Genomic DNA, 20772 nt, shown 5'->3' with positions numbered 1-20772 from the left:
GAGGCTCCCCCGCGTCGACCATCCCGCTTTACACCAGAAGCTGAAACAGCAGCGCAAAGAGAATGATGTTCGCCACCACGATTGCCCAGCCGTTATAGAGCATATATTTCAGATGAGTAGACTGCGCCAGCCCCATCTGGCCGAACATATCTGATGAGGGAAACGGCCCGAACCAGTCCACCTGGGATGAGGCCAGCAGCACGGCGGTGGTCCCCTGGGGCGGCACGCCGGCGGCCATCAGCATCGGGCCAAAGATTTTATGAGTAAAGGTCATCTGGGCCACCGCCGCACCGGGCACATGGCCGATAATATTGAACGCGAAGATGCTAAAGCACAGCCAGGCCGGGGAGATCCCCTCCAGCAGCGGTTGGGTATACTCCAGCAGCCCCTGATAGGCGTGCAGGCCATCCATCAGCTCAAGGATCGGGTTGTACAGCCAGTAGAGAATAAACATCCACACCAGACGGCCGCAGCCGTGATACAGTGCCTGAAGGATCTGCGTCGGTCGCAGGCCGCCTACCAGGCCGGTCATCAGGGCCACCAGCAGCATCACGATTATCGCGAAGCTGAAGCCGGCTTTAATCACCACGCCAACGATCGCCATCACGATGATGGTCGCCGCGAAGGCCAGCGCGCTTAATTTACGCCGACGCTGCTGCGCGGCGCTGAGATCCTCTTGCGGCTTTTCCGCGAGATCGACGTCATAGCGCAGTTTGCCTTCGGTCATCTTCTGGATCCGTCCCGCCATTACCCAGCCGGCCAGCAGCGTGACCGCGCTCATCGGCAGACCAACGTACAGCAGATAGTCCGGATAGCTCAACCCACCGAGGCTGAGGATCGTCACGGTACTGGGGGTGAAAGGCCCGGTAAACAGCCCAACGGAACCGGCGGTCATCATCAGCGCGGCGACCGTTGGCGGCGTCAAGCGTACCGCTGCCGCCACCGGAATGATTACTGCCACGATAATGGCATTGCCACCGGCCATAGTGCCCAGCGAACCGCAAATTAAAATCGATGACGCCACAATGCCGAATTTCACCCGCGTCTGACTCGACAACCCGATGCGATGGACGACAAATTTTACCAGCTCAACCGCTGCGCCGGTGCGGGTGGCCACTTCCCCCACGCCGGCGCCGAGCATAATGATAAGCCCAACGGTGGCAATAAATGACCCGGTGGATTTCGCCAGCATCGTGCCCATTTCCGGCAGGCCGGTCGAGGTCATTATCATGGCGATAATAATCGAGGAGATGACCGCCAGCACAATATCAACGCCGATCAGCGATAATATCGCTAGCGCCACCAGCGGCGTAAATCCCAGCAGACCAAGCTCGCTGCCTGGTCGACCGTGGCACCACAGCGCGATCAACACGAACAGCAGCAATAACAGACCAATAATAACGTTTTTCCGCGTGATATTTTGTCTGACAGGCGCATTGCCTGTGAGCGTTGAGTCACTCATAACACTCCTTAATGCCAATCAATCCGACCATGATGGTCAGGTGGTGTATGGGGGCCTGCTCAGAAAATATCCTCCCTCTTTTTCATTATTGATTGGCCGCGGCCTGAGGGTTTGTTTGGGTACAAAGGAAACGATTCTGAGAGCGTAATATGCCGCCATTGGGCGGGGTCTACAGCACAAGATGTAACCAATGCGCTGATTGGTGATTAAATCTATGTTAACTTAGTGTTAGTAGAAAATGACTTTTTATCGGTAGGCTATAACCCTGAGTTAACTGTTCATGAAACTGCGTCATCTGGAAATCTTCTATGCCGTCATGACCTGCGGCTCTTTATCGCGAGCGGCGGAAGCGCTCAATATCTCCCAGCCCGCGGCCAGCAAAGCGTTAAAAAGCGCCGAAATGAAGCTGGGTTTTACCCTGTTTCAGCGGGTGCGCGGCAAGCTGCTGCCGACCAGCGAGGCGATCACACTTTTCGAAAAAGCGCAGAGCATTTATCAGGACCTGGACAACCTGCGCCTGCTGGCCGACAACCTGGCTCGCGATCCGCGCGCCAAGATCACTTTAGGCTGTCTGCCAAGCCTGGGGTTAAGCCTGGTGCCGGAGCTGGTGACCGACTTTTATCAGCAAAACAGCAACCTGGTGATGACGCTCACTACCGAGCACACCGAGACGCTGGTCAAAAAACTGGATTTGCGCGAGATAGATTTGGCGCTGACGCTACAGCCGGTACAGCAGGGGGAGATCCTGACCACCCTGATTGCCGAAGTACCGCTGGTGTACATCGACCGTCATTATCGTCAGGGGGCGGTGGAGATCGACCAGATCGACCAGCAGCGCTGGATCTCGCCGGGACCGCACTCGCTCTCTGCCGCCATCGCCACCCGTCGCGACTTTTCCACCACCCGGCTAAACGTCCAGACCTACTATATGGCCACCGAGTTCGTGAAGCGCGGCATGGGCTGCAGCATCACTGATATCTTTTCCGCCCAGCACAACCTGGCCCCGGAGATGATCCATCCCATTACGCCGCCGATGGCGATTAACCTCTGTCTGTTACGCCGGGCCGACGTTTCCCTGAGCCCGATGGCGCAAAAGTTCGTCGATTTTCTCTGCCAGCGTCTGCGCCAGCAGCTCAAGGAGATTAACCTGCGGTTATACCCTGACCATAAAAAGTCAATTGCGCCGCTGGGGTAAATGCTTTGACATAACCCGATAAATTTATCAGCGGTGGATATATCGGGTTATGAACAAACGCATTGTCATTATCGGCGGCGGCGTGGTCGGTCTGGCCACGGCCTGGGAACTGATCAAGCGCGGCCATCAGGTGCAATTACTGGAGCGCAATGCCGAACCGGGCAGCGCCACCAGTTTTGCCAACGGCGGACAATTAAGTTACCGCTACGTCGCCCCCCTTGCCGACAGCGGCGTTCCTCTGCAGGGAATGAAATGGATGGGCAAAGCCGATTCGCCGCTGAATATGCGTCTCAGGATGTCTCTCCAGCAGTGGCGCTGGCTGCTGCAGTTTCTGCGCGCCTGTAATAACCAGACCAATAAAATGAATGGCGACCATATTTTACGCCTGTCGCTGCTCAGCCGTCAGGTCATGCAGGCGTGGCGGGATGAGGATAATCTTGCCGATTTCCACTGGCGGCGCAGCGGAAAATTAATTATCCATCGTCGCGAATATGATTTTAATAAAGCAGCAAAAGGGATTGATCCTCAGTATCAGCAGGCGCTGAATGCTGAAGCCTGCCTGCAGCTGGAGCCGGCGCTCAAACATATTAGTCCTTCTCTGCAGGGCGGAATCTATTCGCCAGGCGATGAAACGGCAGATTGTCATCAGTTCTGCCTTGCCCTGCTCGACAAGCTCAATGCCAGCAGCGACTTTAGCCTGCTGACCCAGTGTGAGGTGCGGCGACTCCATAAGCGCGGGGGACGCATCAGCAGCCTGGAGACCAGTCAGGGGACCCTCACCGGCGATGAGTATGTCGTCGCCGCCGGTAACGGCAGTGGTTCTCTGCTTGGGCATCTGGGAGTTCGCGTGCCGCTGTGCGCCCTGAAGGGGTACAGCCTGACCCTGCCCTATCCTGAAAAAGCAGGTATTGCCCCTGACATCAGCGTCACCGACTACGGGCACAAAATCGTTTATGCCCGCCTTGGCCAACAGCTGCGTATCGCGGCGATGGTGGACATCGGCTACGACGGCGACGAACTGCGCGAAAGCCGCATTCAGGCGCTGAAAAACATCGTCGCCCGCAGCTTTCCTGAACTGGAGGGGCTGGACGAGGCCGAAGTCTGGACCGGCATGCGCCCGTCAACGCCAGCCGGCCCGCCGATGCTGGGGCGCGCCGGCTACCCCAACCTGTGGATGAACCTCGGCCAGGGTAGCCTCGGCTTTACTCTCGCCGCCGGCAGCGCGGTGGTGCTGGGCGCGTTAATCGACAATCAGATGCCAGACATTTCTTTAGAAGGTCTCACATGGAAACAAACCGCATGACAATTATTCGCAATAATCCACAACCTCGTCTTGCCGCCAGCGTTGCGTATGGCGATCTGCTGTTCCTCTCCGGGCAGACGCCAAAAAGCAATGAAGACGATATCGTTTTACAAACCCGTGAAGTACTGGAGAAGATCGACGCGCTGCTGGCCGCAGCCGGGAGCGATAAGCAGCACATTCTCTCCGCGCAGATCTGGTTGAAAAATATCGAGCGTGACTTTGCCGCATTCAATGAGGTGTGGGTGCAATGGATGCCGGAAGGCTATAGCCCGGCGCGAGCGGCCGTGCAGGCGGAGATGGCGCGACCAGAAATCCTGGTGGAGATCATGCTCACCGCCGTCAAAGCGTAAAGATTGACAGAAAAGAAAAAGGCCGCAATGCGGCCTTTTTAATTAGTTCAGATTATTTGTCTTTCGGCGACGCGTTTTCGACACGGCTTTTCAGCTTCTGACCGGGTCTGAAGGTCACCACGCGCCGGGCTGTAATGGGAATATCCTCCCCCGTCTTCGGGTTACGTCCCGGGCGTTGGTTTTTATCCCGCAAATCGAAGTTGCCGAACCCGGAGAGTTTGACCTGTTCTCCGTTTTCCAGAGCACGACGGATCTCTTCGAAAAACAACTCGACCAGTTCTTTGGCATCCCGCTTGCTAAGCCCAAGCTTATCAAACAGATATTCTGACATTTCAGCTTTTGTAAGCGCCATAGGTTCAATCCCTCAATGATGCCTGGAATCGCTCTTTTAATGCCTCTACACATCTGGCAACGGTAGCGGCAATCTCCTCTTCTTCGAGTGTACGGCTGGTATCCTGCAGGATCAGGCTAATCGCAAGGCTCTTATACCCTTCCGCCACACCCTTACCACGGTACACGTCAAATAAGTTTACGCCAACTACCTGATTTACGCCAACTTTCTTACATTCGGCTAAAACATCGGCGGCAGCCACGTTTTCCGCGACCAGCACCGCGATGTCGCGACGGTTCGCCGGGAAGCGGGAAATATCGCGCGCCTGAGGCACCACGCGGTCTGCGAGCTTGTTCCACTCCAGTTCGAACACCAGAGTGCGACCGTTCAGATCCAGTTTACGTTCCAGCTCAGGATGAACAACCCCAATGAAACCAATGCGTTCACCTTTAAGATAAATCGCTGCGGATTGTCCCGGATGCAGCGCGGTGGTCGCTTCAGCACGGAATTCGATATCCGCTAATTTTCCGGTTAAATCCAGAACGGCTTCCAGATCGCCTTTCAGATCATAGAAATCGACCGTCTCTCTCGCCAGTGTCCAGTGCTCTTCGTAGCGGTTGCCGCAGATCGCCCCAGCCAGCATCACATCCTGACGAATGCCCAGCGGCGCATTGGTGTCCGGCACAAAGCGCAGGCCGCTCTCAAAGATGCGCACCCGGCTCTGCTGACGGTTCTGGTTGTAGACCACGGTGCCCAGCAGGCCGGTCCACAGCGACAGGCGCATCGCCGACATTTCGCTGGAGATCGGGCTTGGCAGGATCAGCGCCTCTTCCCCGGCGTGGATCAGCTGCTGGACTTTCGGGTCGACGAAGCTGTAGGTGATCACTTCCTGATAGCCTTTGTCGTTCAGCAGCGTTTTCACGCGCTTCAGCGACAGGTCCGCTTCGCGGTGGGTTCCCATGATCAGACCCGCCTGCACCGGCTCGTCAGGAATGTTGTTGTAGCCGTAAACGCGAGCCACTTCTTCAACCAGATCTTCTTCGATCTCCATGTCGAAACGCCAGCTCGGCGCAACCGCCTGCCATTCGCCCTCGCCAACCGTCACTTCGCAGCCGAGGCGCTGCAGAATGTCGGTGACCTGCGCGTCGTCGATATGGTGGCCAATCAGGCGATCCAGCTTGCTGCGACGCAGCGTAATGGTGGCGCGTGTTGGTAGATTCTCTTTGCTGGTAACGTCAATGACCGGGCCGGCTTCACCGCCGCAGAGGTCGATCAGCAGACGGGTTGCACGCTCCAGCGCTTTATACTGCAGGGCCGGATCGACGCCGCGCTCATAGCGGTGAGAGGCATCGGTGTGCAGGCCATGACGGCGCGCGCGGCCGGTAATGGACAGCGGGCTGAAGAACGCGCATTCCAGCAGCACGTTTTGGGTTTCGTCGTTAACGCCGGAGTGTTCCCCGCCGAAGATCCCCCCCATCGCCAGCGCTTTGTTATGGTCTGCAATGACCAGCGTGTCGCTGTCGAGCTTTGCTTCAGAGCCATCGAGCAGGACCAGGGTTTCACCTTCTTTCGCCATGCGCACCACGATCCCGCCTTCAATACGGTCGCGGTCAAAGGCGTGCATCGGCTGGCCCAGCTCAAGCAGTACATAGTTGGTCACGTCAACCACCGCGTCGATGGAGCGGATCCCGCAGCGGCGCAGCTTCTCTTTCATCCACAGCGGCGTCGGCGCTTTGACGTTGATACCTTTCACCACGCGCCCCAGATAGCGCGGGCAAGCCTGCGGCGCGTCAACCTGAATCGGCAGCACGTCGTCAATCGTCGCGGCAACCGGCGTGATTTCCGGCGCGTTCAGCGGCGCTTTGTTCAGGACAGCGACATCGCGCGCCACGCCAATGATGCCCAGGCAGTCGGCGCGGTTTGGCGTGACGCTGATTTCGATGGTGTTATCGTCAAGCTTGAGGTATTCGCGAATATCGGTGCCGATGGGCGCATCTGCCGGCAGCTCGATGATACCGCTATGGTCGTCGGAAATACCCAGCTCGGAGAAGGAGCACAGCATCCCCTCAGACGGCTCGCCGCGCAGCTTCGCGGCCTTGATTTTGAAATCGCCCGGCAGCACGGCGCCGATGGTGGCTACCGCGACCTTTAGCCCCTGACGGCAGTTTGGCGCGCCGCAGACGATGTCCAGCAGGCGTTCGCCGCCGACGTTGACTTTGGTGACGCGCAGTTTGTCGGCGTTCGGGTGCTGACCGCACTCCACCACTTCCCCGACTACGACGCCGTTGAAGCTGCCGGCGACCGGCTCAACGCCATCTACTTCGAGGCCCGCCATGGTGATCTGATCGGAAAGCGCTTCGCTGTCGATCGCCGGGTTAACCCATTCGCGTAACCACAGTTCACTGAATTTCATTGTTCTGTCCTGCCCTTATTTAAACTGTTTGAGGAAACGCAGATCGTTTTCGAAGAACGCGCGCAGATCGGTGACGCCATAGCGCAGCATGGTCAGACGCTCCATGCCCATGCCGAAGGCGAAGCCGGAGTAGACTTCCGGATCGATACCCACGTTACGCAGCACGTTCGGGTGCACCATCCCGCAGCCCAGCACTTCCAGCCATTTGCCGTTTTTACCCATCACGTCAACTTCCGCAGACGGTTCGGTGAACGGGAAGTAGGACGGACGGAAGCGGACCTGCAGATCTTCTTCAAAGAAGTTGTTCAGGAAGTCGTGCAGCGTCCCTTTCAGGTTGGTGAAGCTGATATTTTTATCAACGATCAGACCTTCCATCTGATGGAACATCGGGGTGTGGGTCTGATCGTAGTCGTTACGATAGACGCGGCCCGGCGCGATAATACGGATAGGCGGCTGCTGGTTTTCCATGGTGCGGATCTGCACGCCGGAGGTCTGCGTACGCAGCAGGCGAGTGGCATCGAACCAGAAAGTGTCGTGGTCAGCGCGCGCCGGATGGTGACCCGGAATATTCAGCGCATCGAAGTTGTGGTAATCGTCTTCGATTTCCGGGCCCGTCGCCACGGTAAAGCCGAGCTCACCGAAGAAACTTTCAATACGGTCGATGGTGCGAGTAACCGGATGCAGGCCGCCGTTTTCAATGCGGCGACCCGGCAGCGAGACGTCAATGGTCTCTGCGGCCAGACGCGCATTCAGCGCTGCGCCTTCCAGTTCAGCTTTACGCGCGTTCAGCGCCTGCTGCACCTGCTCTTTCGCCTCGTTGATGACCGCACCGGCTGCCGGACGCTCTTCCGGCGGCAGCTCACGCAGGGTGGTCATTTGCAGGGTCAGATGCCCTTTTTTACCCAGGTATTCCACGCGGACGTTGTCCAGCGCAGCAACATCTGATGCCTCGTTAATGGCTGCCTTGGCACTGGCAACCAGCTCTGCGAGATGTGACATGGTTTTCCTCATTATGTCGGTGCAGACACCGGTTATAGTGAAATTAATATTCCGAATCCATATACGAAAAAAGCCTCCACAGGGGAGGCTTTCTGGCGCTGTTTTCCGTTTCTTCTTTCACGCGCAAGCCCCCTGAGTTCAGGTGCTAAAGTAAAAAAAGAAGCGGAAAATAGCAGCATTCATGCTTGCATTACCTTGTCTGGTAAGAAACGTCAGAGCTGTATTGAAAAGCCTGCGCCGATAAAAGTCAATGTATTGATGGTGTTGAAACGAAAAGAGGGAGACAAGCTCCCTCTTTCAACTGGCTTATGCCAGAGCTGCTTTCGCTTTTTCGACCAGAGCGGTGAACGCTACTTTGTCGAATACAGCGATGTCAGCCAGGATCTTACGGTCGATTTCAACAGAGGCTTTTTTCAGGCCATTGATGAATTTGCTGTAAGAAATACCGTTCTGACGTGCTGCTGCGTTGATACGTGCAATCCACAGTTGACGGAACTGACGTTTACGTTGACGACGGTCACGGTAAGCGTACTGACCAGCTTTGATAACAGCCTGGAAGGCAACGCGGTATACGCGAGAACGCGCACCGTAGTAGCCTTTAGCTTGTTTCAAAATTTTCTTGTGACGTGCACGTGCAATTACACCACGTTTTACGCGAGCCATGTGTGCTCTCCTGTATCTATTCTAAGTTAAAAAAGTTAAACGTTAACGACTTATGCGTACGGCAGGCACGCGATAACCAGGCCCAGATCGCCTTTGGAAACCATGGCTTTCGGACGCAGGTGACGTTTACGCTTGGTAGCTTTTTTAGTCAGAATGTGACGCAGGTTAGCGTGCTTGTGCTTAAAACCACCTTTACCGGTTTTTTTGAAGCGCTTAGCAGCACCGCGTACGGTCTTAATTTTTGGCATTTTAATAACTTCCACTTCGCATTGTTAATAAACGAAACAAAGGCGAACAAAACCAGTGAGCCGAAGCCCACCGGAAATGTTTCTTGATGGCCTTACTGTTTCTTCTTAGGAGCGAGCACCATGATCATCTGGCGGCCTTCGATCTTCGTTGGGAAGGATTCGACTACTGCCAGTTCAACCAGATCGTCTTTCACGCGGTTAAGCACTTCCATACCGATCTGCTGGTGGGCCATCTCACGACCGCGGAAACGCAGCGTGATCTTGGCCTTATCGCCATCTTCGAGAAAGCGAATCAGGCTGCGGAGTTTTACCTGATAGTCACCTTCATCAGTACCAGGGCGGAATTTAATTTCCTTAACCTGGATAACTTTCTGCTTCTTCTTCTGTTCCTTAGAAGACTTACTCTTTTCATAAAGGAACTTGCCGTAGTCCATGATACGACAAACTGGCGGCTCGGCGTTAGGGCTGATTTCAACTAAATCTACTCCAGCCTCTTCAGCCTTTTCGATAGCTTCTCTCAGACTCACAATTCCCAGCTGCTCACCTTCCAGACCTGTTAAGCGAACTTCCTGGGCGCGAATCTCGCCATTAATACGATTCGGACGTGCCGTTTGAACTCGTTTTCCGCCTTTAATACCTTATTCCTCCAGTTGTTGAAGACTGCGGCTGCGAATCTCTTGTTGCAGCTTCTCGATCACTTCATTTACGTCCATGCTGCCGAGGTCTTTCCCGCGACGGGTGCGCACGGCCACTTTGCCGGCTTCGACTTCTTTGTCGCCACAGACCAACATATACGGGACACGACGTAAAGTGTGCTCGCGGATTTTAAAGCCAATCTTCTCATTTCTCAAGTCTGCTTTTACACGAATGCCCGCATTTTGTAGTTTACGCGTCAATTCGTTAACGTATTCAGCCTGAGAATCGGTAATATTCATGACCACTACCTGCACTGGTGCAATCCAGGTTGGGAAGAAGCCTGCGAACTCTTCGGTCAGGATGCCAATGAAGCGCTCCAGAGAACCGAGAATCGCACGGTGAATCATGACCGGCACCTGACGCTCGTTGTTTTCGCCCACATAGGAGGCGCTTAAACGCTGCGGCAGAGAGAAGTCCAGCTGTACGGTACCGCACTGCCATGCACGATCGAGGCAGTCATACAGGGTAAATTCAATTTTCGGGCCGTAGAACGCCCCTTCACCCAGTTGATATTCAAATGGGATGTTATTTTCTTCCAGCGCCACCGCCAGATCCGCTTCCGCGCGATCCCAGGTCTCGTCGCTACCGATACGTTTTTCCGGGCGAGTCGACAGTTTGACGACGATCTTCTCGAAGCCAAAGGTGCTATACATATCGTAGACCATACGAATACAGGCGTTCACTTCATCGCGAACCTGATCTTCAGTACAGAAGATATGCGCATCATCCTGGGTAAAGCCGCGAACGCGCATCAGACCATGCAGCGCGCCAGACGGTTCGTTACGGTGGCAGCTACCGAATTCCGCCATACGCAGCGGCAGGTCGCGGTAGGATTTCAGCCCCTGGTTGAAGATCTGCACGTGACCCGGGCAGTTCATCGGCTTGATACAGTATTCACGGTTCTCAGAAGAGGTGGTGAACATCGCATCTTTGTAGTTGTCCCAGTGGCCGGTTTTTTCCCACAGCACACGGTCCATCATGAACGGACCTTTTACTTCCTGATACTGGTACTCTTTCAGTTTAGAACGAACAAACGTTTCCAGTTCACGGAAGATGGTCCAGCCGTCATTGTGCCAGAACACCATCCCCGGCGCCTCTTCCTGCATGTGATACAGGTCGAGCTGCTTACCGATTTTACGGTGGTCACGCTTGGCGGCTTCTTCCAGACGCTGCAGGTAGGCATTCAGCGCTTTTTTATCTGCCCACGCGGTGCCGTAGATACGCTGCAACATTTTATTGTTGCTGTCGCCGCGCCAGTAGGCTCCGGCGGTTTTCATCAGCTTAAAGTGATGGCAGAAGCGCATGTTCGGTACGTGCGGACCGCGGCACATATCGATATATTCTTCATGATGATACAGGCCAGGCTTGTCATCATGGGCAATGTTTTCATCAAGAATAGAAACTTTATAGCTTTCGCCGCGTTTCACGAAGGTTTCACGCGCTTCATGCCAGCTCACTTTCTTCTTGATGACGTCGTAGTTTTTCTCGGCGAGCTCATGCATACGTTTTTCGAGCGCGTCGATATCTTCCTGGGTCAGGGTGTGGTCGAGGTCTACGTCATAGTAGAAACCATTATCGACAACCGGACCGATAGCCATTTTGGTGTTGGGCCACAGCTGTTTGATGGCATGGCCTAACAGGTGCGCGCAGGAGTGACGAATGATCTCCAGCCCTTCTTCATCTTTCGCGGTGATGATAGAGAGAGTGGAATCGGATTCGATCGGGTCACAGGCGTCTACCAGTTCACCGTTTACCCGCCCGGCAATGGTGGCTTTCGCCAGGCCTGGACCGATATCCAGCGCGACATCCATCGGACTAACTGCGTGGTCAAAATGGCGTTGGCTGCCATCAGGAAGCGTAATTACAGGCATTTTATGTCCTTATTTGCAGTGGTGCCCCGCACGAAAGAGCACATACAAAACTATATAATCATAATTATCATCAGGTTAAGGCGCAGTTCCCGCTTCACTCTGCGAAAATAGGAGCACGACCGGAACGATCGCTCCCCCCTGCAGCCGCCTGCTGATAACACCGGGGAGTAGTTTACACATCATTGGTACGTGATTAAAGCCGCAACAGCATAAATGATGGCGGAATGCGGAGAAAACAAGAGGGCCACGGATAAAAAGCAGAATATAAGCGATGTGGCGCGGTAATATTGGCCAATGGCGCCGGACGATATTATTCGGACATGATAAAAGAGAGGTAGAGATATTACCTGCTGAATGTATACCGCGGGCCATTAAACCGGTACCACTTAACCCGGCTTATTAGACCACCCGCGAAACGATAGCCTGCAATATTAAGACCACTCGCCGGCCACCAGCGTATGCACATTAAAGGCGTCGCTCATGGATTTTCCGGTGGTAGGAGCGCCGGGCGCAATATTCGAACCAGCCTCAACATCAGTGGCTTTGGCGATACCTACCTGGGTATGATCCTGATGACCCGATGGCGGAACGGGCGTGGCGGCTGATGCGCCAAAAGAAAGCACGCACAGCGCCAGGGCTGCGATGGTATAACGATTGTTTTTCATGATGTTAATTCTCTTATTACGGAAATCAGACCGGGCAATGTCGCCCTCCGGTCAGTGCTTGTTAGTATAGATCCAGATCACATATTTGTCCGTCGAATATTTAGCTATTTGTGTCAAATAGAATGAATATTTGTCAGGCGCTCGTGAATAATGGAGAAAAAATGGAGGGCTATTTCCTTTTTACAAAAAGTAAAACGAACGGCCAGAAAAAATAATATCACTAATTGCTAAAACCAAAACGAACAGGCCGGGGAAAACCCGGCCTGAAATATTACATCTTATACCCGAGGGAGAGCGAGGTCCGGCGATCGGTATGCTCCGGCGCGGACGCAGGCGGCTCAGAGTTCCAGGTCACGTTGTAGGCGACCTTCAGGGCGAAATGGGCGTTAATCGCCACGTTTAACGCGCTCTCTGAGTTGACCGTGGTGTCCTCGGCGCCGAACACCGATACCCCTTGCGAAAATTTGGCGTTATCGGTCATCTGCCAGGCCCAGGTACCCGAAGCATAACCCAGCGGCTGGGTATCAGTATCCCCGTCGGTATATTCGTCATAGCGAACGCCAGGACCGAATTCAAACCGCAGACTGTGCACCGGCCCGTTGAGGATCTGACGACCATAGCCCGCCGTCACAACATCGCGCTGTTGATAGCCGTTGTAGCGGTCTGTTAGCCAGCTACCCTGACCAAAGACATAGTTCATATCGGTCAGGTTGTAGCGGCTACGTCCGCCGACAGCATATTTTTCTGAGGATCGCTCATCATTGGACGACGTGTTGCTGGCGTTGCCCCACAGCGACCAGGCGGTGGTATTACCATACCAGGTCAGGGTGGAATCCGCCGTCATCGAAGAGCTCTTGGTGTTGCCGGACTGCGCCAGGTAGCCTGCGTTAACCACCCCTTCGAACGGTTTTTTGGCAGCGGAAGGGTCATCCATGACGGTAAATACAGAATCATCGGCCATTGCGCCAACAGACGCAAAAAGCCCCCCCGCCAGCATAACCGCTGCGGGTACTGTCTTTAAAAGCTTCATTATAACTCTCTAAAATACATTTTTTTAGGACAGTACAAATGATGAACAGGCATAATCTCGCCGGCTCATTGAATTTAGCGTCCGTACAACATAAAAGAGACCTGAGGGTCCCGGAAACTTTCGCGAGGATCGCGGAGTGCAGGTCCTAAGAAAGGTAGCAAATTATAAAAAAGCACGAATAACATAGCAATCACTTACTCTTTCGTTTTTTGAATAAGACAGCTCCGGAAACAATCTTTATTTCATAATGAAAATAGAGGCATCTTTGCAAAACTGTCAGGAACTGGACTTTCCCTCCCCGAGTCATCGTGCCATGCTTAAATTAACGACAGTCGCCGTATTAAGGAGGAGAAGGAATGACCAAAATTTACACGCTCACGCTGGCCCCCTCGCTGGATAGCGCCACGCAAACCCCACAGATCTACCCGGAAGGCAAACTTCGCTGCAGCGCGCCGGTATTTGAACCTGGCGGCGGCGGGATCAACGTGGCCCGCGCCGTGACCTTTCTCGGCGGCAAAGCCACCGCCATTTTTCCGGTCGGTGGCGCTACCGGCGAGCATCTTGCCGCCCTGCTGGCCGATGAGCAGGTGCCGGTCGAGACCGTCGAAACCCGCGACTGGACGCGGCAAAACCTGCACGTCCACGTGGCCGCCAGCGGCGAACAGTATCGCTTCGTTATGCCCGGCGCGGCACTGACGGACGATGAATTCCGCCGTCTGGAAGAGAAGGTTCTGACTATCGAACCCGGCTCTCTACTGGTGGTCAGCGGCAGCCTGCCGCCAGGTATTAGCGTCGATAACCTGATGCAGCTGGTGAAAAATGCGCAACAGCAGGGACTGCGCTGCATCATTGACAGTTCCGGCGATGCGCTGGCCGCCGCGCTGGACGTCGGCAATATTGAGCTGGTGAAACCGAACCAGAAAGAGCTTAGCGCCCTCGTGCAGCGCGATCTCAGCCAACCCGATGACGTGCGCCTTGCCGCTCAGTCGTTGATCCAGTCCGGTAAAGTGCGCCGGGTGGTGGTCTCCCTGGGTCCGCAGGGGGCGTTAGGCGTAGACGCCAGCGGCAGCGTTCAGGTTGTGCCGCCACCGATGAAAAGCCAGAGCACCGTCGGCGCTGGCGACAGCATGGTGGGCGCCATGACCTTGCGTCTGGCGGAAAACGCCAGCCTTGAAGACATGGTTCGCTTTGGCGTCGCCGCCGGTAGCGCCGCGACCATCAACCAGGGCACCCGCCTCTGCTCGCGGGCCAATACGCAAAAAATCTATGATTATCTCTGCGGGCGTTGATCTTCCCTGCCCCCTCCGCGCAGGCGGAGGGGAATCACAATATAAGCAGGATGGTCTATGCTGGAAAGGCCATGCATAACAACGGGGTGTAGAGATGAGTAATGAGATTACCGCCTGGGTCGTCAGCGTGACCTTCCATGAACAGGCGCTGACGGAGATCAATGAGGTCAGCAACCATTTTACCCGTGCCGGGTTTGTACTGACGCTCAATGATGAAGAGGGCTCGCCCCATGAGCTGGGTACCAACACCTTCGGCCTGCTGAGCGGCCAGACGGCCGAGGAAGTTAAGGCCCTCAGCGCCGGCCTGGCGGAAGCGGCCCTTGGCCGCCCGGCGGAAATCGCTGTGGCCACATTCGCCGAGTGGTTAAAAGCTCAATAAGTGCGTTTAGCGCAAAGGAAAGCGTCAGTTGTGCGTCAGTTCCAGGTTTACCCGGTAGTAATGCGCTAACCTTATGATATGGTGGAAAACATGGGGAGAGACAGCATGTGGCAAGCAATCAGTACTCTTTTACGCGATTGGCATACCGAAGACGCTGAAATCGAACTGAAAACCGAGCTGCCCGGTGGAGAGATCCATTCCGCCTGGCATTTACGCTTCGGCGGGAAAGATTACTTCGTGAAATGCGACGAACGGGAACTTCTGCCTATCTTCACCGCCGAGTCCGATCAGCTGGAGCTGCTGTCGCGAAGCAAAACCGTTCGCGTACCGCAGGTCTTTGCCGTCGGCAGCGATCGCGACTATAGCTTCGTGGTCATGGAGTACCTCCCTCCCCGTCCGCTGGATGCGCACAATGCGTTTCTGCTTGGCCAGCAGCTAGCCCACCTCCATCAGTGGAGCGATCAGCCGCAGTTCGGTCTGGATTTTGATAACGATCTTTCCACCACGCCGCAGCCCAACGCCTGGCAGCGTCGCTGGTCGGTTTTTTTTGCCGAGCAGCGTATCGGCTGGCAGCTGGAGCTCGCGGCGGAGAAGGGATTGCACTTTGGCGATATCGATACCTTAGTCGATATGGTACAGCAGCGACTGGCCAACCATCAGCCGCAGCCTTCGCTGCTGCACGGGGATCTGTGGTCCGGCAACTGCGCCTTAGGGCCGGATGGCCCCTATATATTCGATCCCGCCTGCTACTGGGGCGACCGCGAGTGCGATTTAGCCATGCTGCCGATGCATCCGGAACAGCCCCCGCAAATCTATGACGGCTATCAGTCCGTTTCGCCTCTGCCGTCGGGTTTTCTCGATCGTCAGCCGATTTATCAGCTTTATACTCTGCTGAACAGAGCGATTTTGTTTGGCGGCCAGCACCTGGTAACGGCCCAGCAGGCGCTGGATGATGTATTGATGGAGAAAATGCGTTAAACAAGCTTCACGGCGGACCTTGCCGGTCCGCCGCAGCGTTTTATCAGTTAATCTCGACGCCGTTCAGGCGGAATTTGATGGTCATCGTTACGCCGGTACCCGGTCTTCCCTGCTCATAACGCCATCTGCGCATCGCGCTTTTCACCTCGCGTTCGAACATATTCGCCGGCTGAGCAGAGAGGATCTGCAGATTATCAATGCGGCCATCAGGCGAAACGTCAAACTTCACCCGTACCGTCCCTTCAATGCGCAGCGCCTGAGCGCGCGGCGGATAGGACGGCTGAACGCGGCTGATCGCCCGCGGGCCGCTCGGAGCAGTAACGGTGGGTTTAGCCGCTGCGGTCGAGGTACTTGGCGCTGTACGCGCCGGCGCCGTATTGTTGTTTTCAAACGGCGAGGCCGGACGCGGCTCTGCTGCCGGCTTCACTTCCCGCTTCGGCTGTTCAACCTTTTTCTCCGGCTTAGGCTTGGGTTTAGGTTTGGGCTTCGGCTTAGGTTCCGGTTTATGGATCACCACCGGCACCTCTTTCGGCGGTTCAGGCGCTACCTCTGGCTCCGGCTCAGGTTCGGGTTCAACAACGGGCTCCACGACAGGCTGCGCCGCCGGAGGCGGCTCAAGATCGGCCGGCGCCACCATTGTGATCTCTATCGGCTGCGTCGGAGAAGGCTGTTCAATAACCTGATGTACCGAGGTATAAAGCAGTCCCGCCACAACGGCACCGTGGATAGCCACGGACAGCAGCGTTGGCCACGGAAAGCGGCGAGGTAAATCAAGGGTCATTGCGCTCATAGTCGTTTCTGTTGAAAAATGATGCTCCGATTTTAAATGCAAATAGCAATCATATTCAATAAGGCGTCTTAACCTGAGTCAATTTTTGCCGCCATTTGCAGAAAAAAGCTGCGTCGGCAGTGCTTTCCACTCCAGAGCGCATCTTTGCATTGCAGTCCATCGCTGTTTAACTTAACGTAATTCGCCTGATTATTGATAAGGAGCTTTGCCGTGCTTTACGTTATCTACGCTGAAGATATCGCCGATTCTCTGGAAAAGCGGCTGTCGGTTCGCCCCGCGCATCTCGCGCGTTTACAACTCTTACACGATGAAGGCCGACTGCTTACCGCCGGGCCAATGCCGGCCGTTGACAGTAACGAACCGGGCGCAGCAGGATTCAGCGGCTCAACGGTGATTGCCGAGTTTGAATCGCTGGAAGCGGCCCAGGCCTGGGCTAATGACGATCCGTATATCGCCGCCGGGGTTTACCGCCAGGTCTCTGTTAAGCCATACAAAAAGGTTTTTTGAAAAATACCCTTTCCTTTTTCTGGCTAACCACAAAAACACCCAGGTCATCAGAATGAAGGGCGCATTTTGGTACACGACATTGAAGTGTCGCCCTTTTTAACCTCGCGAAAGCGTTGACTGTTATCCGCCTGAGAAGCCTGGAAGATGAGCACGCACTTTCTCCTGCTACCCCATCATCGACCATCGCCTCGCTTTTTTCGGCAATGGAAAATGCTGACAAAACATCGACGCCACGCGTGATAGTGAATTACTAATACCTTGTGTAAGGCTGTTAGGGAGGATCGCGTTGTTATTTAGCGCTTGCATTTAATGTCAGCACATCCTGATATAGCCCTATAAATCCACAGTGCAATAGAATGAAAAAAATAACTGAAAGATAGTTGCTTAACGACAGATATGAAAACCCGAAAAAATATTATTGGGCATCCACTGCGGATGCCGCGGAACCGAACGTAGCCCATCTTGCTATATTCAGGACCGTAGCCGCTTGAAAGCACGTGGAAATAACACCCTGCAGACAAAGGTTTACCTGGCAGGCATAAAGGGGTATTAACTACGCTGCCAGCGTTAAGTTGCTGAGCATCATTTTTAAAGCCTATTAATTTCGTTGCGTAAACTTCACGCAGAGTGATAGTAGGGGCATCACTGCTTGATTAAAAAATTTGAAAGGGAATAACAAATGTTTTCAATAAGCCCTGTATTTTTTTGGGCTAACATTTATGTACCTGCCGATTTTGAGGATTATTGTGTGAATACCCTGAAAAAAACCGCATTGCTTTCTGTACTTGCCTTATATATTCCTGTGTCGCAAGCCGCGGCTAAGGAATACAGTCTTGATCCACAGCATACCTCGGTTGTGATCTCCTGGAACCATTTCGGCTTCTCAAACCCTACCGCCTATATCTCTGATGTTTCAGGGAAACTGGCCTTTGATAAAGAGAATCCGGAGAAATCCTCGGTGAACGTCACGCTGCCAGTGAAAACCATTGACGCTCACGTCAAGGCGTTAACGGATGAGTTTTTAGGCAAAGAGTATTTTGATGTTAAAACGTTTCCCGACGCCACTTTCCAGAGTACCAAAGTGGAAAGCAAAGGCGACAATAAATATGATGTGGAAGGTAATTTGACCATTAAAGGCATCACCAAACCGGTGGTCCTGCATGCCGTCCTGAATAAGCAGGATATGCACCCAATGGTGAAAAAAGAGGCCATTGGATTTGATGCCACCGGGGTGATAAAACGTTCAGACTTTAAGCTTGATAAATATGTGCCGGCGGTAAGTGATAACGTCACCATCACGTTATCCACGGAAGCCTATGCAAAATAAGTAAAAGCTGGCGCAACGATTGCGTTTTATTCAGGATGCTTATTGCATGGCCTCTCTGGATAATATAACAGGCTCAGATTATTCATGGTCAGGATCGGTCGGTTCATTTAGTTTCAACGCGCTGGACCGCTTAATAACCCCCTTGCCTGTCTGAGTCTGTTTTCTCATGCCCTCAGTTCCCGCCTGGTTACCGCAGCTGGCCGGTCATATCATTAAGCATTTAACAACGCCATGCCCTTCCTGAGCAGCAATAAATGCTATCTGACGGTTAATTCCTGTCGCGCCGCAAACGACTTGGCTCTGGATCTTGTCGTCCGTCATTACAAGCCAGGCGTAGCATCTCTCTTTCACTGAGGCGGGAGCTCTGTTTTGTCGTCGCATCGCAGCATGAAAAACCATCATTGCCCTATGGAGATGTGCAACGGGAATTTAGCGCAGAGAGAAAACGACAACGGCACCGCGTACGGTGCCGTTTGCCTGCTCGCTTAGCTGTCAGGGAAGATAAACAACAGGGCATGACGCTGCCGTTTCACCAGTCCCTTCCTGATAGCGAGGATCCGCATATTGCGGCGCGATTGGGCTTCCAGCCAGCGCGCTTTACGGCGATTCACCTGTCTCAGCATGCGCCAGCGCCCTACTTCCGTTCTACTACGCTTCATTGCAACGACTCTACGAGTGAAAACAGCCCCCATTATAAACCTCTGCCAGCAACTGACTACCGCTTTCGCTGCGTTTTTATTTGCCAGAAAAATACTGATGCGTAAACTCATCACATATCGTCATTCAAAAGGATTTTACATCTATGACAACCTTTTACACGGTGGTGAACTGGCTGGTCATTCTGGGGTACTGGCTGTTGATCGCCGGTGTAACATTACGAATTCTAATGAAACGCCGCGCTGTCCCGTCCGCCATGGCATGGTTGCTGATCATTTATATCCTGCCGCTGGTGGGGATCATCGCCTATCTCTCCTTTGGCGAGCTGCATCTCGGCAAGCGTCGGGCCGAGCGCGCCAGGGCGATGTGGCCCTCGACGGCCAAGTGGTTAAACGACCTCAAAGCCTGCAAACATATCTTCGCGGAAGATAACAGCCCGGTGGCCGAATCCCTGTTCAAGCTGTGCGAACGGCGTCAGGGCATTGGCGGCGTAAAAGGCAACCAGCTACAGCTGCTGACGGAATCTGACGACGTGATGCAGGCCCTGATCCGCGATATTCAGCTGGCCCGTCACAACATAGAGATGGTCTTTTATATCTGGCAGCCCGGCGGCATGGCCGACAGCGTCGCTGAATCCCTGATGGCCGCCGCTCGCCGCGGGGTTCACTGTCGGCTAATGCTCGACTCCGCGGGCAGCGTGGCCTTTTTCCGCAGCCCATGGGCGGCGATGATGCGTAACGCCGGTATTGAAGTCGTCGAAGCTCTTAAGGTTAACCTGATGCGCGTATTCCTGCGCCGGATGGACCTGCGTCAGCATCGTAAAATGGTGATGATCGATAACTATATCGCCTACACCGGCAGCATGAATATGGTCGATCCGCGCTACTTTAAACAGGACTCAGGAGTCGGACAGTGGATTGATCTGATGGCGCGAATGGAAGGCCCGGTGGCGACCTCGATGGGCATCGTCTACTCCTGCGACTGGGAAATAGAGACCGGCAAGCGCATTCTGCCGCCGCCCCCGGACGTCAATATCATGCCGTTCGAAGAGGCCAGCGGACATACTATTCACACGATCGCCTCCGGACCGGGCTTTCCGGAAGATCTGATTCATCAGGCTCTCCTCACCGCCGCCTATGCGGCGAAAGAGCATCTGATCATGACCACCCCCTACTTCGTACCCAGCGACGACCTGCTGCATGCGATCTGTACCGCCGCCCAGCGCGGCGTTGACGTGAGCATTATTTTACCGCGCAAGAACGATTCGCTGCTGGTAGGCTGGGCCAGCCGGGCCTTCTTCACCGAGCTGCTGGCGGCCGGGGTCAAAATCTATCAGTTTGAGGGCGGACTGTTGCATACCAAGAGCGTGCTGGTCGATGGCGAGCTAAGTCTGGTGGGGACCGTCAACCTGGATATGCGCAGCCTGTGGCTCAACTTCGAGATTACCCTGGTCATCGATGACGCCGGTTTCGGCAGCGATCTGGCGGCGGTTCAGGATGATTATATCTCGCGCTCGCGCCTGCTGGATGCCCGTCTCTGGTTAAAACGTCCGCTGTGGCAGCGGATCGCCGAGCGACTGTTTTACTTCTTCAGCCCGTTGCTGTAAAACGTGCCCATCA

General features: G+C 54.5%; 23 protein-coding genes and 1 other annotated feature. Of the genes, 10 read left to right on the top strand and 13 right to left on the bottom strand.

Going from position 1 to position 20772, the window contains the following annotated elements:
- Nucleotides 1-28 precede the first annotated feature (28 nt).
- A complete protein-coding gene (locus tag IB144_RS10860; RefSeq protein ID WP_004180372.1) occupies nt 29-1462 on the bottom strand; it encodes a gluconate:proton symporter in 1434 nt (477 codons plus the stop codon).
- A gap of 280 nt (nt 1463-1742) precedes the next feature.
- On the opposite strand from IB144_RS10860, the gene IB144_RS10855 reads away from it, so the two are divergent.
- From IB144_RS10855 to IB144_RS10845, 3 genes are read left to right on the top strand one after another with little or no spacing between them, the layout of a single operon-like run.
- Nucleotides 1743-2657: a LysR family transcriptional regulator gene (locus tag IB144_RS10855; RefSeq protein WP_002909089.1), complete on the top strand. Its 915-nt coding sequence runs from the start codon at nt 1743-1745 to the stop codon at nt 2655-2657.
- Nucleotides 2658-2706: 49 nt separating this feature from the next.
- On the top strand, nt 2707-3960 hold the full coding sequence (locus tag IB144_RS10850; protein ID WP_004180373.1) for a D-amino acid dehydrogenase: 1254 nt from the start codon (nt 2707-2709) through the stop codon (nt 3958-3960).
- The gene (locus IB144_RS10845) at nt 3957-4310 is read left to right on the top strand and encodes a RidA family protein (protein ID WP_002909094.1); all 354 of its coding nucleotides are present in this window, start codon (nt 3957-3959) and stop codon (nt 4308-4310) included. Before IB144_RS10850 ends, IB144_RS10845 begins: the two co-directional genes overlap by 4 nt.
- 52 nt (nt 4311-4362) lie before the next feature.
- On the opposite strand, the gene ihfA is transcribed toward IB144_RS10845, so the two are convergent.
- The 10 genes from ihfA to IB144_RS10795 form a co-directional block, all read right to left on the bottom strand.
- On the bottom strand, nt 4363-4662 hold the full coding sequence (gene ihfA, locus IB144_RS10840) for an integration host factor subunit alpha (RefSeq protein WP_002909098.1): 300 nt from the start codon (nt 4660-4662) through the stop codon (nt 4363-4365).
- A 4-nt stretch (nt 4663-4666) separates the two neighbouring features.
- Nucleotides 4667-7054, bottom strand: a complete 2388-nt coding sequence (gene pheT, locus IB144_RS10835; RefSeq protein WP_004180374.1) for a phenylalanine--tRNA ligase subunit beta — start codon at nt 7052-7054, stop codon at nt 4667-4669.
- A gap of 15 nt (nt 7055-7069) precedes the next feature.
- Nucleotides 7070-8053 carry a phenylalanine--tRNA ligase subunit alpha gene (gene pheS / locus IB144_RS10830; protein WP_002909105.1) on the bottom strand — a complete coding sequence of 328 codons (984 nt, stop codon included), beginning with the start codon at nt 8051-8053 and terminating at the stop codon, nt 7070-7072.
- A gap of 63 nt (nt 8054-8116) precedes the next feature.
- Nucleotides 8117-8241 (bottom strand) — a sequence feature (Phe leader region).
- Complete coding sequence (gene pheM / locus IB144_RS10825; protein ID WP_001386830.1) at nt 8192-8236, bottom strand: pheST operon leader peptide PheM; 45 nt, start codon at nt 8234-8236, stop codon at nt 8192-8194. (Overlaps the previous feature by 45 nt.)
- Nucleotides 8242-8359: 118 nt before the next feature.
- Nucleotides 8360-8716: a 50S ribosomal protein L20 gene (gene rplT / locus IB144_RS10820; RefSeq protein ID WP_000124850.1), complete on the bottom strand. Its 357-nt coding sequence runs from the start codon at nt 8714-8716 to the stop codon at nt 8360-8362.
- Between the two features lie 50 nt (nt 8717-8766).
- Nucleotides 8767-8964 (bottom strand): 50S ribosomal protein L35, encoded by a 198-nt coding sequence (rpmI, locus tag IB144_RS10815; RefSeq protein WP_001124225.1) that lies wholly within the window; start codon nt 8962-8964, stop codon nt 8767-8769.
- A 92-nt stretch (nt 8965-9056) separates the two neighbouring features.
- Complete coding sequence (gene infC / locus IB144_RS10810) at nt 9057-9599, bottom strand: translation initiation factor IF-3 (RefSeq protein ID WP_004189469.1); 543 nt, start codon at nt 9597-9599, stop codon at nt 9057-9059.
- A gap of 3 nt (nt 9600-9602) precedes the next feature.
- The gene (gene thrS / locus IB144_RS10805; RefSeq protein WP_002910026.1) at nt 9603-11531 is read right to left on the bottom strand and encodes a threonine--tRNA ligase; all 1929 of its coding nucleotides are present in this window, start codon (nt 11529-11531) and stop codon (nt 9603-9605) included.
- Nucleotides 11532-11962: 431 nt separating this feature from the next.
- Nucleotides 11963-12196 (bottom strand): hypothetical protein, encoded by a 234-nt coding sequence (locus IB144_RS10800; protein ID WP_038431359.1) that lies wholly within the window; start codon nt 12194-12196, stop codon nt 11963-11965.
- 271 nt (nt 12197-12467) lie between these two features.
- Nucleotides 12468-13226: a YdiY family protein gene (locus IB144_RS10795; RefSeq protein ID WP_002910030.1), complete on the bottom strand. Its 759-nt coding sequence runs from the start codon at nt 13224-13226 to the stop codon at nt 12468-12470.
- Nucleotides 13227-13582: 356 nt separating this feature from the next.
- Here IB144_RS10795 and pfkB point away from each other — a divergent pair, with 356 nt between their 5' ends.
- The 3 genes from pfkB to IB144_RS10780 all read left to right on the top strand — a co-directional run bounded on the left by pfkB (nt 13583) and on the right by IB144_RS10780 (nt 15872).
- Nucleotides 13583-14515, top strand: a complete 933-nt coding sequence (gene pfkB / locus IB144_RS10790; protein ID WP_004145382.1) for a 6-phosphofructokinase II — start codon at nt 13583-13585, stop codon at nt 14513-14515.
- Between the two features lie 94 nt (nt 14516-14609).
- Nucleotides 14610-14894 (top strand): type V toxin-antitoxin system endoribonuclease antitoxin GhoS, encoded by a 285-nt coding sequence (gene ghoS / locus IB144_RS10785; protein ID WP_004200268.1) that lies wholly within the window; start codon nt 14610-14612, stop codon nt 14892-14894.
- Nucleotides 14895-14999: 105 nt separating this feature from the next.
- Nucleotides 15000-15872, top strand: a complete 873-nt coding sequence (locus tag IB144_RS10780; protein WP_002910036.1) for a fructosamine kinase family protein — start codon at nt 15000-15002, stop codon at nt 15870-15872.
- A gap of 43 nt (nt 15873-15915) precedes the next feature.
- Here IB144_RS10780 and tonB read toward each other — a convergent pair whose 3' ends face one another.
- Nucleotides 15916-16662 carry a TonB system transport protein TonB gene (gene tonB, locus IB144_RS10775; protein WP_065888589.1) on the bottom strand — a complete coding sequence of 249 codons (747 nt, stop codon included), beginning with the start codon at nt 16660-16662 and terminating at the stop codon, nt 15916-15918.
- Between the two features lie 210 nt (nt 16663-16872).
- On the opposite strand from tonB, the gene IB144_RS10770 reads away from it, so the two are divergent.
- The 3 genes from IB144_RS10770 to IB144_RS10760 all read left to right on the top strand — a co-directional run bounded on the left by IB144_RS10770 (nt 16873) and on the right by IB144_RS10760 (nt 18496).
- Nucleotides 16873-17169, top strand: coding sequence for a YciI family protein (locus IB144_RS10770; protein WP_002910042.1), 297 nt, complete (start codon nt 16873-16875; stop codon nt 17167-17169).
- A gap of 113 nt (nt 17170-17282) precedes the next feature.
- Nucleotides 17283-17423, top strand: a complete 141-nt coding sequence (locus IB144_RS10765; RefSeq protein ID WP_014343182.1) for a hypothetical protein — start codon at nt 17283-17285, stop codon at nt 17421-17423.
- Nucleotides 17424-17848: 425 nt separating this feature from the next.
- A complete protein-coding gene (locus IB144_RS10760) occupies nt 17849-18496 on the top strand; it encodes a YceI family protein (RefSeq protein ID WP_004148751.1) in 648 nt (215 codons plus the stop codon).
- A gap of 485 nt (nt 18497-18981) precedes the next feature.
- Here the strand turns inward: IB144_RS10760 and IB144_RS10755 are convergent, their stop codons facing one another.
- Entirely contained in the window at nt 18982-19155 is a 174-nt protein-coding gene (locus IB144_RS10755) for a YciY family protein (protein ID WP_004194006.1), read from the bottom strand.
- Between the two features lie 143 nt (nt 19156-19298).
- Here IB144_RS10755 and cls point away from each other — a divergent pair, with 143 nt between their 5' ends.
- Entirely contained in the window at nt 19299-20759 is a 1461-nt protein-coding gene (gene cls, locus IB144_RS10750) for a cardiolipin synthase (protein WP_002910077.1), read from the top strand.
- The last annotated feature ends 13 nt before the right edge of the window (nt 20760-20772 follow it).

It is taken from the genome of Klebsiella sp. K4, from assembly GCF_014596785.2.
Taxonomy (GTDB): domain Bacteria; phylum Pseudomonadota; class Gammaproteobacteria; order Enterobacterales; family Enterobacteriaceae; genus Klebsiella; species Klebsiella pneumoniae.
The sequence above is the reverse complement of the archived record's forward strand: the minus strand, read 5'-3'. Positions and strand labels throughout refer to the sequence as shown.